This window comes from Parashewanella tropica, assembly GCF_004358445.1.
GTDB lineage: Bacteria > Pseudomonadota > Gammaproteobacteria > Enterobacterales > Shewanellaceae > Parashewanella > Parashewanella tropica.
Genome location: NZ_CP037951.1, coordinates 500098 through 515245, shown reverse-complemented (window position 1 = coordinate 515245; position 15148 = coordinate 500098). Strand labels below are relative to the sequence as shown.

Annotated in this window: 11 protein-coding genes; 4 read left to right on the top strand and 7 right to left on the bottom strand. The window is 39.2% G+C overall.

The window, feature by feature from the left end:
* Positions 1 to 30: 30 nt before the first annotated feature.
* Positions 31 to 2985 carry a hypothetical protein gene (locus tag E2H97_RS02175; RefSeq protein WP_133405608.1) on the bottom strand — a complete coding sequence of 985 codons (2955 nt, stop codon included), beginning with the start codon at positions 2983 to 2985 and terminating at the stop codon, positions 31 to 33.
* A gap of 357 nt (positions 2986 to 3342) precedes the next feature.
* Here E2H97_RS02175 and E2H97_RS02170 point away from each other — a divergent pair, with 357 nt between their 5' ends.
* Positions 3343 to 3852, top strand: coding sequence for a hypothetical protein (locus tag E2H97_RS02170; protein WP_133405607.1), 510 nt, complete (start codon positions 3343 to 3345; stop codon positions 3850 to 3852).
* A gap of 57 nt (positions 3853 to 3909) precedes the next feature.
* Here the strand turns inward: E2H97_RS02170 and E2H97_RS02165 are convergent, their stop codons facing one another.
* The 4 genes from E2H97_RS02165 to E2H97_RS02150 all read right to left on the bottom strand — a co-directional run bounded on the left by E2H97_RS02165 (position 3910) and on the right by E2H97_RS02150 (position 9143).
* Complete coding sequence (locus E2H97_RS02165; protein ID WP_133405606.1) at positions 3910 to 4407, bottom strand: hypothetical protein; 498 nt, start codon at positions 4405 to 4407, stop codon at positions 3910 to 3912.
* A gap of 74 nt (positions 4408 to 4481) precedes the next feature.
* On the bottom strand, positions 4482 to 5750 hold the full coding sequence (gene preA / locus E2H97_RS02160) for an NAD-dependent dihydropyrimidine dehydrogenase subunit PreA (RefSeq protein WP_133405605.1): 1269 nt from the start codon (positions 5748 to 5750) through the stop codon (positions 4482 to 4484).
* A 4-nt stretch (positions 5751 to 5754) separates the two neighbouring features.
* Entirely contained in the window at positions 5755 to 7110 is a 1356-nt protein-coding gene (locus E2H97_RS02155) for an NAD(P)-dependent oxidoreductase (RefSeq protein WP_133405604.1), read from the bottom strand.
* A 155-nt stretch (positions 7111 to 7265) separates the two neighbouring features.
* Entirely contained in the window at positions 7266 to 9143 is a 1878-nt protein-coding gene (locus tag E2H97_RS02150) for a methyl-accepting chemotaxis protein (protein ID WP_133405603.1), read from the bottom strand.
* 340 nt (positions 9144 to 9483) lie between these two features.
* Between E2H97_RS02150 and E2H97_RS02145 the strand changes: the two genes are divergently transcribed.
* Complete coding sequence (locus E2H97_RS02145) at positions 9484 to 10527, top strand: DcaP family trimeric outer membrane transporter (RefSeq protein ID WP_133405602.1); 1044 nt, start codon at positions 9484 to 9486, stop codon at positions 10525 to 10527.
* A 249-nt stretch (positions 10528 to 10776) separates the two neighbouring features.
* Positions 10777 to 12237, top strand: coding sequence for a beta-propeller fold lactonase family protein (locus tag E2H97_RS02140; protein ID WP_170308222.1), 1461 nt, complete (start codon positions 10777 to 10779; stop codon positions 12235 to 12237).
* A 46-nt stretch (positions 12238 to 12283) separates the two neighbouring features.
* Here the strand turns inward: E2H97_RS02140 and E2H97_RS02135 are convergent, their stop codons facing one another.
* On the bottom strand, positions 12284 to 13459 hold the full coding sequence (locus E2H97_RS02135) for a multidrug effflux MFS transporter (RefSeq protein WP_170308221.1): 1176 nt from the start codon (positions 13457 to 13459) through the stop codon (positions 12284 to 12286).
* 100 nt (positions 13460 to 13559) lie between these two features.
* On the opposite strand from E2H97_RS02135, the gene E2H97_RS02130 reads away from it, so the two are divergent.
* On the top strand, positions 13560 to 14483 hold the full coding sequence (locus E2H97_RS02130; RefSeq protein WP_170308220.1) for a LysR family transcriptional regulator: 924 nt from the start codon (positions 13560 to 13562) through the stop codon (positions 14481 to 14483).
* Between the two features lie 42 nt (positions 14484 to 14525).
* On the opposite strand, the gene E2H97_RS02125 is transcribed toward E2H97_RS02130, so the two are convergent.
* Positions 14526 to 14915 carry a DUF3224 domain-containing protein gene (locus E2H97_RS02125; protein ID WP_133405598.1) on the bottom strand — a complete coding sequence of 130 codons (390 nt, stop codon included), beginning with the start codon at positions 14913 to 14915 and terminating at the stop codon, positions 14526 to 14528.
* Between the last annotated feature and the right edge of the window lie 233 nt (positions 14916 to 15148).

Below are 15148 nucleotides of genomic sequence, written 5' to 3'. Positions count from 1 at the left end.
CTGAACGGAATAAAGGAGATAAGGGGCTGTTTATTTTAACAAATCAGACAAACTGCCACTTTCGTCTTTTATTTGTCTTAATGCATGAGCATTTTTGGCAAGTACCACTTTATTGATATTCTCTCGTAACCGAGTCACCAACTCAGGTTTTCTTCTCAAACATGGCAATAACATCATTGGTTGGCAAAAACTGAATATTTGAACCAAGTGATTGCCGCTGGTATTAGTAAATAAATCCTCCAACATATGAGTATAGGTTTTACCAAATTTATCACTGATGGCCATTTGGCACCACGTATCAACTTGTTTTGCCTGATCCTTCACCGATAATGTAGGCAGCAACGCTACGGTACTCAATAAATATTTCTCTTCTTTGGATGCCGTTAGCTTTTGTTCACTGGCAGCTTCATGCAACTGAAGAAGCTCTATTCGATCTTCACTTGGCTGCTCCAGCAAAATGGCTTTTTTTATCTCACAATCAACTGTAATGGAACGAAAAACCGCTTGCTTTTGAATTTGAGATAACTCCTTCATCACACTGGGGTTTTTTAATAAAAAGCTGACGCTGAAGCGATATAGTAGGTTGGGTAGAATATCTGGCGACAAGTGAGTTAACAGCTTCGTGATTTTTGTGGTAGGTAAATGTATGATAACTTTAGAGATATGATGATAATCACTCGAATACGATAACTTGATAACTTCACCAAGTAATTCGACGGATGATTGCTCAAAATATGGCAGAACTAAAGACGTATGATCACTCCTATCACCTAAAAGCATTGCAACCATTTTGGGAGTTATCTCAGACAGCACCTGCGTAAAATCTTGACCTGATTGCTCACGACAAAATTCCAAATACCCCTGTAACCTATCGCAACTACTTCCTAGGTAAATGAAAAAAGTATCTCTAGGTAACAGTTGCTTTAATTCATGGACTCGCGGCATTGGTAACTTTTCCATAGCCTCTTTAAAATAATACGTTTTATTGTCAGCAAAGAATACGAGAAAGGCTGTTAAATTTTCACGGTTTTTGAGACTTTCACAATTCATTAATGGAATGATTCTTTTGTCATCGACATCTGAGTCTCTACAATAAAACAACTTTAGTTCTGTCGGCAGACTCAAAAAATACGTTAAAAAGCTGTCATATCTTCTCTCTATGAATAATGTTTTCAGTAAAATCACAGATGCTATTTGAGACAATTGATGCTGAAACACCCCATTATCAATGAGCTCACAAACCCTAGGTAACTCACTGACAAACCATTGTTCATGATAATACCACTCATAGGGTTCACTTGGCTCAGCAGAAACACAGCAGTCATGTACGGTACGTCTTTGAGCTTCTGATAACAGCTCCATTTCAATAAAACAGAGATACCCTGAAGATTTGGTAATGAGATGATACTGAGCCAGCATTTGCATCAATGAATGTGTATCTAATAGCTTAATAATTCGATTTTGCTCGACTTTATGTAGCTTCGTCATAAAGTTAGCTAGTGTAGATGGTTGTACTTTTGACAATGTATGTACAACATGTGCGGCTTCGATCAATGCCAAAAACTGTTGTGCAGAGACGGTACTGGTTATTTCTATCATCGTATCTTGCGCAATATGTACTTTTTCTGACTCAGTGCTCTGCACCAACATCGCTTCAAATAAAGGTGCAGTTCTAGACGAAACATATAGCTGATAGTAAGCCTTGGATGGACGTTGAGCATATAAGGCAACAGAAATGAGTTTTATCATCTCAGAAGAATCAGAAATTAACGCAATTTCTTCTGCATTACATCCCGACAAGGCATCCAGCAGACAGCCACGTTCTGTTTTAGCGATAATCGACTGCATAATTTCAATCAAATCCGCTCTGACTGTATTGTCGGGCTCCTTCTTCTCTTCTGGCTCTGCTCTACATAATATTGAAATCATCAAAGCTTTAAGCATTTTACTTTGAAGGTTTTTGGGTGCCGATTTTGCCAAAGATTGTTGTTGATCAGACGATAATGAACAGAAAAATTCAACTCGTACCTGCGGAGAGGCATGCAAAAAAACTTGCTGAAACGAAGCCCTTGAAATACATGGCCATACACGAGAGAGAGAGTGACGATAGATACCCAATAACATTTCGCTAGTTAACATGTCGTCAACGTTGTGACTTCCACCCTGTGAGTTAGTAAGTCCACAGATAAAATAGCAAGACTCTGATTGACTTAACTCTCCCATAAAAACAACTAAGTTATTCATTATGGATTGTCTTGCTTCGCGTTCCTCACCCGCTTGATTTAATCGTTTTTTGGTGTTTCTTATTGCACCATCCAAAAGGATTTCTTTCTTTTTGGTATCACCACATTCTCTTGTTAATTCAAACAGCCGAGTGACATCAAAGTGATTTAAAAAAGCGGCTTGAGCGTCAGGGGAGCTACTTACAAAAAACATAACCTGTTGTAGATTAAGCTCTTTACATGCATGAAAGCTGGCGTTCGGGTTAGAATCTAATAAGTTAATTAACTGCTTAAAAGGAATGGTGAGCGTAGAGGATGTATGGCTATATTGAAGCAATAGCTGATGAATCACTTGCGATTTTCTTTTTTCGCTCATTCTATTCATGGCTTGAGTAGCATTTTCAGGTGTCATGTTAGCAATCACTTTTGCCGCTTCTTGAACAGGGAAAGTCTCTGAAGTTATGATTCTGAAATAGAATAAACAGGATAGGTTATCACGATCAAAATCGACGCTGTAATCACATTGACCAAAACGAACCTTGGTTGTTGGCACCAAACAACGGCAGCCTGTTTTCGTCTCACTATGCCATATACTGAGTTGGTGGTTATTGATATTTTTTGCTTCAACGTACAGCTTTTTATTGCCATCCTTGTATCTAAACGCTCTATCAGTCTGTGTTAGTGGCTTCCTTCCTGGCCGAGAAACAGGTTGAAGTTCAGTTAAATACGCACCTAAAGCGGCAGATGATAATTCAGCAGTCATGATGCTGCTACTCTTACGAATTTAAAAATTCGTTTTAACTTAATAGGTTGGCCTTAAGCCCTCAAGTGAATATTTATTAATCTACAACATCACTTAACCCGTTTTTTAATAGTAATGCAGTTAGGTAAAGGGCAAGTGATTTGACATAAATTACAACCATTACATTTAGACTCAGTAAGAGTTACCTTGACCAAAGCTGAACAAAATAACTTTGGTGTTTGCTTTTTTTTAAAATCATCAATTAAGCAGAATGGTTGATGATAAAATCCCCGTTAGACATAGCTTGTAGAGCTACATCCAAAGGAAAAAAGCATAAATGCATTTTTCTGATTTGAGCAAAGCGAAGGAGTAACTACAATGATCAGTCATAACGAATATTTGTCTATGTCTCAGCAAACGTTTGAAAAAATTTTATGGACACTTGCCATTGCTTCGACGAAAACAGATTTTGAAGAAACCTTTAGAGTTAAAGCCTATTACTTCGAAAGAGATTATCACGTCACTTTTTATATTGGTGTAGCGGTTTCTGCTAGGCGCACTGGTTTTTCTGCTACCGTTGGAAAGATAATTTCCCCTTTGTCTGAACAAGGTCGTACTAGCAGAGCATTAGTCAAATTTGTAAATGACCATATTCCTACTATGGAAAATCGACTAGTAAAAGTAAACGTAAAGTTTTATGTAACAAGCCATACAAGCAGCGATTTAGTTGACTTTCTACACAAGCATTCAGTAATTGAAACGTCACAGACTCAATTAGAGAGGCAAGAAATTCACCAAGTTGATAAAACTAAAGCAAACAAAGCAACAGATCAAAAAGCAAAAAAAATAATACTCATAGTTCGAGATAAAAAAGGCGCAGAGGTATAATCACTGGCATTACTATAATGGAGGAACCTACATCATGAGACTACGATATCAGGTACTCTATAACACTCTTTGCTGGTTAAAATTATTTTGCTTATTAAACATGTAATTAAGCGCATCCGCTAAACCATACAGACTGTATGTATTCGTGGTTTTTTCCGAGTCAGGGTAATTAATATCCACCAGTGGAAACCCTTGATTTAGAAATTTAAGTAAGGTGGATACATAGGAAGATCCAGTTAATTCCCATTGCTTGGTCTTACTGCAATAGAATAAAAAGCCTGCGGTTGCGGATGTATGTGAGTTATAACCTCGTACATTGATATATCGATGTTCTCCGTCGTTTTGGCAATTTTCTCTGAAGAGATAAGTGTAAGAAACAAATCGAGTGCCATTATTTATGCCAATGGCAAAACTTCTCTTACTGTGATTTAAAGGCTTTGAAGTTGTGACGATTTCTGTACCTTTTTGAAAAACCAACCAATCTCCAAAAATTTTAACAGGTTTGTCGGCTAAAGCAGGGGCACTTAATGCGGCTAATAGTAAAAGAATCTTCATAACGACACCTTAAATTTTCAGTACATCACAGATAAAAGCACACAAGCAAACAGACTCTTTTTATAGAATTGACCCTAGCCTTTAAAAGGGTTATTCGGATGCTGTGTCCAATTCATATAAGGCTTACCCGCTTCTCGCTTTTCCATGGTAATGCAGTTAGTTACAGGGCAAGTGATTTGACATAAATTGCAACCTACACACTCAGGTTCAATGATTTCAAATTTACGAGAACCCGTTTCTGTTGTCACCATTGAGATCGCTTGATGAGCGGTATCTTCACAAGCGGAATAACAGCGACCACATTCAATACAGGCATTCTGATCGATATTTGCCACAATTTTGTAATTTAAATCTAGGTATTTCCAATCGGTTAAGTTAGGTACGGCTAAACCACGAAAGGCTTCAGTATTTTTATAACCTTTGCTGTCCATCCAATTGGATAGACCATCACATAATTCATTGATGATTTTAAAACCATAAAGCATGGCAGCCGTGCAGACCTGAACATTTCCAGCTCCTAATGCGATAAATTCAGCCGCATCTTTCCATGTAGTGACACCTCCAATACCCGACATAGGCAAGTGTGAGGTTTCAGAGTTTCGGGCAATCTGCCCCACCATGTTGAGTGCAATGGGTTTTACTGCACTGCCACAGTACCCCCCACTGGTATATTTACCGCCAACAGCAGGTGCGCCAGCCATGGTATCTAAGTCTATTTGGGTGATGGAATTGATGGTATTAATCAATGACACTGCATCGGCCCCACCTTTAAGCGCCGCATTTGCAGATAATAAGATATTGGTAATATTGGGTGTAAGCTTAACAATAACAGGCAGCTGAGTATGCTTTTTACACCAAGCAGTGACCATTTCTACGTAATCAGGGACTTGTCCGACTGCTGCGCCCATACCGCGCTCAGGCATACCATGTGGGCACCCAAAGTTTAACTCAATACCATCACAATTCGTTTCAGCCACACGCTGTAACATCTGTTGCCAATTTTTTTCTTCACATGGCACCATCAGCGACACAATCACAGCTCTATCAGGCCAATCTTTCTTAGTTTGTTTGATTTCATCAAGATTGACTTGCAGTGGTCTGTCACTGACTAACTCAATATTATTGATCCCTAAAATGGCACCAGATTGCAGCTTATGCGCCGAATAGCGAGAGCTGACATTCACTATCTCTGGATCTTCACCTAGAGTTTTCCAAACCACGCCTCCCCAACCCGCTTCGAATGCTCGATAAACGTTATACGCTTTATCTGTAGGAGGTGCAGAGGCCAACCAAAATGGATTTGGCGACTTGATACCAATAAAGTTATTACTAAGATCAGCCATGAGATTATTGCTCTAAATAATGATGAATGGAGTTTGCAGCTTGCTTTCCATGCTCAACCGATTGCACAGTGAGATCTTCTCCATCGTGATGAATACAGTCTCCACCCGCCCACACATTACTCAGTGAGGTTTTATAATCTGTGTCTACTTTAATGCGGTTATTGCTAAAATCAGGCGCTTCGCTACCAGAAAAACACTGACTATCAAACTCTTGGCCTATGGCTTTAAAAACTGAATCAGCGGCTAACTCAAAATGCTCTTGTGTAGACCGGAGTTGCCCAGCGTCATCAAGTTGAGTACGCTCGAATTGTATTGCGGTAAGCTGATGCTTTTTATTTGTTACCAGTGCAACCGGTCTTGCCCATGTAATAATCGCCACATCATTTTGTCGAGCGAACTCTAACTCTTTATCAGTGGCCGACATATTAGCGACCCCACGGCGATACACTAAAGTCACCTGCCCTGCACCTAACCGTTTGGTTTGGCAGGCAATATCTACTGCTGTATTCCCAGCCCCGATTACTACGACTTTATTTCCAACAGGTATATGAGCTAAATCTTGGGCTTGCCGAATGTCAGTAATATACTCAAGGCTATTTTCCAGCCCATGCTGTACTTCTTGTTCTAAGCCCAGCTTTTTACACTTGTTCAATCCTAATGCGAGAAATACCGCATCGTATTCTTGCCGAAGTGTATCTAAATGTAGAGATTGACCGAGTGCGACATCGGGTTTAAGTTCAATCCCACCAAGTTCAAGAATGAACTCCAGCTCTTTTTGAGCGAAATCATCTTGCATTTTGTAATGGGCAATACCGTATTCATTCAACCCTCCCGCTTTCGGCTTTTTATCAAACATCACCACGCTATGCCCTTGCCGAGCTAAATGGTGAGCACAAGCCATTCCGGCTGGTCCGGCCCCAACAATCGCTACTTTTTTCCCGCTACTGGGAAGTCGCTGAAATGGATGCACATCGGGGTTAAAATTATCTAACGCATAACGCTGTAAACGCCCAATTTTTATTGGTGCATATTCAGGTTCTTTATTGCGAACACATACTCCTTCACACAAGATTTCGGTAGGGCAAACTCTGGCACAACTGCCTCCTAGAATATTGGCTTCAAGAATGGTTTTAGCTGCCCCTGTAGTATTGTTATCTGCAATTTTTTGAATGAACGAGGGAATATTGATACGGGTTGGACAGGCAGAAATGCAGGGCGCGTCCTCACAATAAAGACATCGATTTGATTCAATATGTGCCTGATAAGCCGTCAGCGCTGGTTTTACATCTGAAAAATTTTGTTGGTATTCATCATCACTTAAGCGATGACTTTGTATATCAACCTTTCTATCACTAGCCATAGTACTTTTTAAAAAGGAATTTAGTAGTACAGGCTAGTAATTCGTTACGGTATAGACAACGAAAATAAAGGAGTTGGTCAGCTTGAATTCAGCGCTAGAGAGAAAAATAGAGTCAGAATTTGGATAATGTAATTCTAACCCTAGTGTTAACAACTTTAATTCGTGAGCTTAAACTTGTTCACAATGTCAATGAGTCCTTGATTCGCTTTTGACAGACTTTCTGTTTGCTTCACATTTGCCTCACTACTTGAAGATAACTCATTAGCCATTTGACAAATCGCCGACATATTGCAGCTTATTTCATCAGCAACAGAACTCTGCTGAGTCGCTGCTGTGGCTATTTGCGTGTTTAAGTCATTAATTTGTGTCACTGAGTTAACAATCTCATCTAAATCTACAGCGACTTTATCCGTTGCTAACGCCGTTTGCTCGCACGTTACTTTGGTTTCATTCATGGCATTGATAGCCGCACTAGAACCTTGTCGTAACTTAGAAATCGTCTGCTCAATTTCTGCGGTACTGGTTTGTGTTCTCGCGGCTAGCGCTCGAACTTCATCAGCAACGACAGCAAAACCTCTTCCTTGTTCCCCTGCACGCGCCGCTTCAATCGCGGCGTTCAAGGCTAATAAATTAGTTTGATCCGCAATATCACCGATGACTTTCAATACATTGGTAATATCAGTGGTATCCCTATCAATTTCGGTAATATTTTCAGCCGTCATTTCGACTGACTCAACCAATTTAGCAACTGTAGTCGTGGCATGAACAACCTGCTCTTTAGAGTCAACGACTTGATGACTGGTATCTTTTGTAAAAATGGCGGTTTGCGATCCATTTTGGGCAACATCACTCGCCGTCGAGCTCATTTCTTCAATAGCAGCAACCACTTGTTCTGTTTCTTTACTGTGAGAGATTAAAATTTTTCTATTCGCGTCCGACTCTAACTTCAACCTTTCGATACTTTCACCAATATGCTTAGACGTATTAAGAACCTCTAACATCATCTCTTGAAGTTGTTCAATAAACTGATTAATACCAATACTAATTTGCCCCAAATCATCCTGTGAACGAACCTCTAAACGCTGGGTTAAATCACCATTGCCTTTTGAAAGATCGACGACCATAGTTTTAAGGCGATATATAGGTTTGAATAACTGATTTAAAACAATGACAATAAGTAAACAAGCAGCAATTAAGAGCCCTAAAGCGAAAAGTAAATACTTGGTTCTTAACTCATTAATCGATTGATAAGCAATCGACTTATTAACCCCAATAAACAAATACCACTTCTTTCCATTTACCAATGGGATCGCTTTTGTAAAAGCTAATTTATCAATCCCTTTGAGTACATAATTTTGCAATGTTTCATCATTAACCACCATCTTATTAACGACATTACCTAGCCCAAACTCTTTTAGGTATCGTCCTTTTCCTGCGACTTGTGAAGTAGAAGCTAATACTAACCCGTTTTCATCGGTAACGACGGTTACTGCACCTGTATAGTTAATTTCCTTTACCGCTCGGTTTAAGATTTGTGCACTGGCATTTACAGCAATAGCACCATTATTCACAGCCTTATATAAGGTGATTGTATTCTTATCTCTTGCTTGCGTATTGGATAAAGAAGAAATACCTATTCCAGATGTCTGCTTAGCTAATGAAACCCAATCCATTTCAGAAGGCGTGACATTGTCAGATGAAACGGTCAAACCATCATTACGGTTAATGACGACGTTATCGACATTGGTTGCAGCTTTAACGTTTTTTGCTAATGCAAGTAACTGAGTATCTGACAAGCGGGTTGAATATGAAGCGGCAAGACCGTTGAGAGCCACAACTTGACTTGAAAACCAGGTTTCAATTTTATTCGCTTCAGACTTTAATATTAACTTTGACGCATGATTAACCTCGTTGATCGTTTTGTCGCGAATATCCTGATAAAACAACCAATCTGCGATTAACAAAATGACAGAAATTAAAATGAGCATTGAAAGAGTTAATGCTTTTTTAAACCCCAAATTTTTTTCGACCATAATAGTTATTATTTACTCAATTTATTTTTATTAATTAAAACAGGTACATCAGAAAGGAGGCGCAGACTATCAGTCGAACAATATCCATTCAACATATAAACTCTAAATAAATATAAATACACCATAAAAACAAACATAAAAAACACATTTAATTAATAGATTAAACGTACGGTAAACATTAACTATTTATTTAATATCAATAAAACTTTAAAGCCAGATTTTATTTGCATAATATTAATTCGAAAATATAAAATCCCCCTCCCAAAAAAATAACATTTTTTTAATAAGCTATTTTCTAATCAATTCAGAGCTATTTAAAATAAAAATTTAGAGATATTCCATGAAATCAATAATTACTCGCACCGTTATTGCAGCTGCAATGATGACCTCTTATTCTGCTCAAGCGGCTTACAAAATTGATATTGACAAGAAAAGTAGTATTAGCTTTGGTGGCTACATCAAAGTTGATAGCCGCCTAGTAAGCGGTGATGTAGCTTACAAAGATTTTTGGACTGGTAACGCAAAAATTGAAGATACTGATAAAAATCAATTCAAAATCTTTGCCAATGAAACACGATTCAATACGAAATATATTAATGGCGATGTCACTGGTTTTATTGAAATGGACTTTTTGGGCGGTGGCGGCAACCAGATCGTTTCTAACTCATCTCATCCTCGTATTCGTCATGCTTTTATTGCCTACAAAGGATTCACTGTTGGTCAAACATGGACCACATTTATGAACACCAGCGCCATTCCTGAAACGGCTGACTTTGCGGGCGCGACAGTAGGTTTGGCATTCATTCGTCAAGGTCTATTGCGCTATAGCAAAAATGGCTTTCAAATTGCCCTTGAAAACCCAGAAACTTGGGGCGGCGATACTTCGCAAGAAAGTCTGCCTGACTTAATTGCTCGTTATAATATCAAAGGTGATTGGGGTAATATTTCACTTTCAGCTTTAGGCCGAGAATTGGTGTCTGTTTCTGGTATCAAAAATCATGCTTACGGTGGCTCTATCGCAGGTAAAATTAACACTTGGGGTAAAGATGATTTTAAATTTCAGTATCACTATGGTGAACTAGGACGTTACATTGGTGCTGGCGCTACAAAAGATATGATTGGTGAAGAAGTTGAAGAAGTGACTTCTTTATTAGTCGCTTACCGCCACTTTTGGACTGATACACTAAGAAGTAATGTGATCTTCGGGCAGATTGAAACTGACATTACGGATATCAAGCGCAGCCAATGGGGTGTAAACCTGTTTTCAGATATAACCAAATCATTAAGTGTAGGTTTTGAAGTAGGGCAATTTATCATTGACCAAGAAAACAAAGACGATGCCAATTCTGTTTACGCACAGTTTTCAATGCGCTTTGCAATCTAAAGCTATTTGGTAGGCTATGACGATAGCCTACCTCTTCTTTAAGTCTTTATTTATAACGCTTCTTTTACTATCTGCTTCTACTTAAACCAATGCATTGCTTTCTTGGCCTGCGAATATACTGGTGATGCTTATACAGCCATCATTTATGGTCTAAGTGAGTTCCAAAATAACATATTCTAAATTCATCTTGCTGAAATGCTTAACCTCACTAGGATGAAAATAGTTACCACTCTATCCTCAAGTTGCCTTATGTCAGCAAAAACATCACTTTTTCTCGGCAAAGCTAAATTCATCGGCTCCATTATCTGCTTACTATTTTCAAGTGCCGCGTTTTGCGAAGGCCGTATTGTTCATTCGCTTTCAGTTCATCATGACTCTCTCGACACTCCGACCCCGGTGGGATTTATATACACCAGTACAAATGATTCATCGGACAATAAAGTGATTCGATTAACTCGCTACAGCGATGGCTCAGTTGGAAACGAAAGCGTTTTTTCAACGGCTGGAAAAGGTGCAGCTAATCCAAACTCATCCGGTAAAACCTATGGCAACTTTAATTCACAAGGGGCGATAAAAATAATAGGTAACTACTTGCTTGTGGTTAATGCAGGCAACAGTACCATTTCGGTGTTTCAATTAAACAAATCTGATGGAAACTTGTCTTTAATATCTGAAGTGCCATCTGGCGGTTTGCGTCCTGTCAGTATTGCATCGGCAGAAAGTTTGGCCAATGATGATGAACGCTGGGTTTTAGTCGCTAACCAAGAAAGCAATCCAGTGATTGTCGGGGATGATGAAAACCCTCAGATGTATCCAAATAAAGATTATTTTTCTCAAGATCTCACAGCTCCTGATCCGAGCGATAGACAGCGTAATATTTCTGTATTTAAGTTTAATACTAAGACGGGTGCCTTAACGAAACAGCCTGAGCCTCTGCTAACCTTTAATCGTGATAATGGTGGCCCAACGTCTATCAGTTTGGACTATCTGAGACAAACCATTGCCGTTTCTACCAATGGGATTGCCCAGATTATTCCTGATCCACAAAGCTCCGACCTCCAACTTGAACATCCAAGTAATATTATTCTTAAAGGGTTTAATAAGTTAACTGGGGGATTATCAGACTGGCCAAATGGCAGTTGGAAGCTCAGTGGTATATCCGGCATTTCAAGTATCAACTTTTCTAAACATTTTGGAAATGTTGTCTACTTTCCCGTTTCTAACTTAGCAACGTCAAAGCAAGATCATGAAGCTGTCTCTCTATATCAAAATGCTTACCAACTGAAAGTTAACTCTAATATAGCGCTGAATGATGGTCCTAATACTCCCCAAGGGGATGGCTGGTCAGTACTCAGCCCAGATGGAATGACGCTCTACGTTTCTAGCTTTAATCGCAATAGTATTGAGACTGTTCACATTGATAGTACGTTTGGCAAATTCATTGATAGCGATCCCGTAGTCAATAGAGGGGATTATGCACCGACGGGCGACAGTAAAGACTTATATGTGACTCCTGATAACAAGTACATCTATAACCTTGGTGCATTTCGCTCATATTCTCTAAGTGGATTTGCCATTGACAGTGATGATGGCAAGCTTAGTTATTTAGGCCAGTATACTTATCAGTTAACCAAAGACGCTGTAGGCAAACCTGGGGTATACAACTTTATGGGGTTAACGGGTTTTGATATAGAAAAGCCACAAGGGTAAGTCTTTTTCAAATCCCCTGTGGCTGGCTATCTGGGTCTTATAGTAATTAAGAATACCCGATGCTTGCTCTAAATTTTGGTGAAAACAGCTTTAACATCAGCAGTGGAAGAACAGCAAACGAATAAACCATCATCTGTTCAACAGCTGAAAGTGATAGTGCTTGTAATAAGGTTACTAATAAAGCCGATACGCTCATTTGGATCACACCTAACAATGCCGTCGCAACGCCAGCATTAGCTTTAAAAGGCGCGAGTGCTTTACCCACACAGGTTCCTGTTGCTAGAGCAAAACCTGCTGAACATAATATTACTGGTAACATGTAATAAATTACATCGTCATTGTGACTCAACCCTAGCAAGAGAAAACCAGATACAACAACCATTGCCATTCCAACCTTAATGATGCCATTGATTGAGTATTTATCTAACAATTTTGGCATCACAAAACTTACCGCAATAATGGCTATCGCATTAATACTAAACCAAAATGTGAACGTTTCTGGAGGCAGATGATAACGCTCAGCAAACACGTTAGGAGCCGTGCTCACAAAGGCGGTGATTGAAGCCATAGAGAGCATGACAATCGTTGAGTAATAAATAAAACTGGGAGTCAAAAGTACTGGTTTATAATTTGATACTGCAAAAATAGGTTTTTTAGGCTGAAGTGTTAAATTGGATTCGTGAAACCCTTTATAAGCCACAAAACCAATCACCAAAGCAAACATTCCGAGGAAAATAAAAGTACTTTGCCAACCATAAGTCGACATTAAGTAATAGCCTAATATCGGCGCTAAGGCAGGCACACAGAAAAGCACACCATTTAAATAACTGTACACTTTGCTACTTTCAACCGCATTAAATCTATCGGTCACACTAGCAAAGACACCAACCACAATGGCACAAGTGGCTAAACCTTGAAAAAAACGAACCATAAGATGAAGTGGCAGCGTATTCACCTGACTCACGACAAATGCACTCAACATATACAGAGCAATTCCGAACAGCACCACAGGTCGACGCCCTATGCGATCGGAAATAGGCCCTAAAATCAACTGTCCCAACCCTAAGCTAAATATAAATACCGTAATTGACCACTGAACATGAACGGTATCAGCTTTAAAGACACCTGCCATCGTTGGCATTGCGGGTAGAAAAATATCGATGGCCAAAGGACTGAACATCACCAATGGAATTAGAACTGCTATCAAACGAAACTGCTTCACTTCTTGTCGCCTCATATAAAACTCGGCTGGAAGTATAACGACCTCCATTGATGACTCAAAATGATTTATAGTAATGGTAACTATTCCTGATAAGAATGTTATGAATCAAGCCTTCGATTTAAACTTATTGAAAGTACTGGATATTTTACTGGAAGAACAAAGCGTGACTCAAACCGCTAAACGTCTCCATGTAAGTCAATCAGCCGTAAGTAAGCACTTAGCTCGACTACGTGATATGTTTGCTGATCCTTTGCTCATCCGCAGCGGAAAGTCACTTAAACCCACACCTAAGGCACTTACGTTAGCCGTTCAGTTAAAATCGATTTTGCAAGACATTAGCCAGCTTACGGAAGTCGAAGACTTTTCTCCTGAGACTTGTTCACGCCGATTTCGGTTTGACATGATGGAAATCGCCTATACCGCAATTTTACCTGAATTTATGCCTCCACTTCTGTCTTCTGCACCAGAGATCAAACTGGATATTCAAACGTGGAATGAGCAAACCATGAAACGCCTACTCAATTGTGAAATCGATTTTGCTGTGCGTTGTTTAGAACAAGATAAACGTTCACAAAACCACATCAGTACCTTACCCAGCGAACTTGAATATGCAGAGCTTTGTTATGACTACCCCACTTGTATTGTGAGAAATCATCACCCAATTTTGAAACGCAAACGAAGCATGGAGGACTTCCTAGCTCTAAAACACATTCAAGTAACAGGCGGTGGTAACCGTCATTGGCTTTATGATGAAATATTGATCCAACAGGGTATTAATCGAGATACAGTCATTGAAATGCCTGACTTTCATGGTGCCTTTCGCTTATGTGAGCGAACCGATTTGTTGCTTTATGCCCCATATCATCAAATTCAGGACATGATAAAAAGCTACGACGTTACCTTAATTGATATTCCTATTCATATGGAGCCAGGCGTATTCGTGCTTATGTGGAATCAATACTTTAACAATGATATTGCCCACCAATGGATCAGAGAACAAATAACCAAGACAGTTTCAATTTAAACCGTCTATATTCTCAACTTTAATTCCGAATAAAGGAAACCGCTATAAGCTATATTCAAACTCGTAAAAATGTTGACCATTATCAATACGAATGCTCATTTGACCTGAAAGCCCCACTAATTCACCAGTACCAGAGCTTGGAACCACCTCTAAAATTAAACGATCTTTACCACCATTCATGGTACCAAAATGCTGAAGTACAAACGTGCCTTTCTTGCCTTGCAATGACCCCACGACTTGTTCAATGGCCACATAACCCGCTGAGCCTTGGACTGAAGTCATCGCACTGAGCATTTCTCCTTTGCTTTCAGCAGAAAGCTCACCGTGAAACGTTTTATCTAAAGTCATTCGAGCAAGGTTATTGCCATTGATACCTGTGGCGTGAGTATCGACAGGCTTAAGAGATACATCAAATTTTCCTGAAACGTTCATTGTCACTCCTTGAAATTTTTTCGCACCATACCGTAATTGAATAACCTTATAAATTCAATATCTTGCCTAAGGTTATAAGTCATTCTGTAACAAAGTTTGCAGATACTTATTCCTAATTACCACAATCACCACTCAACGGACCTAAGCTGAACAATTGCTGCACAACAAACATTAATTAATATACAAAACAAAGATTTACATTAAAATTCAATATTATTTATTTAAACATCAAA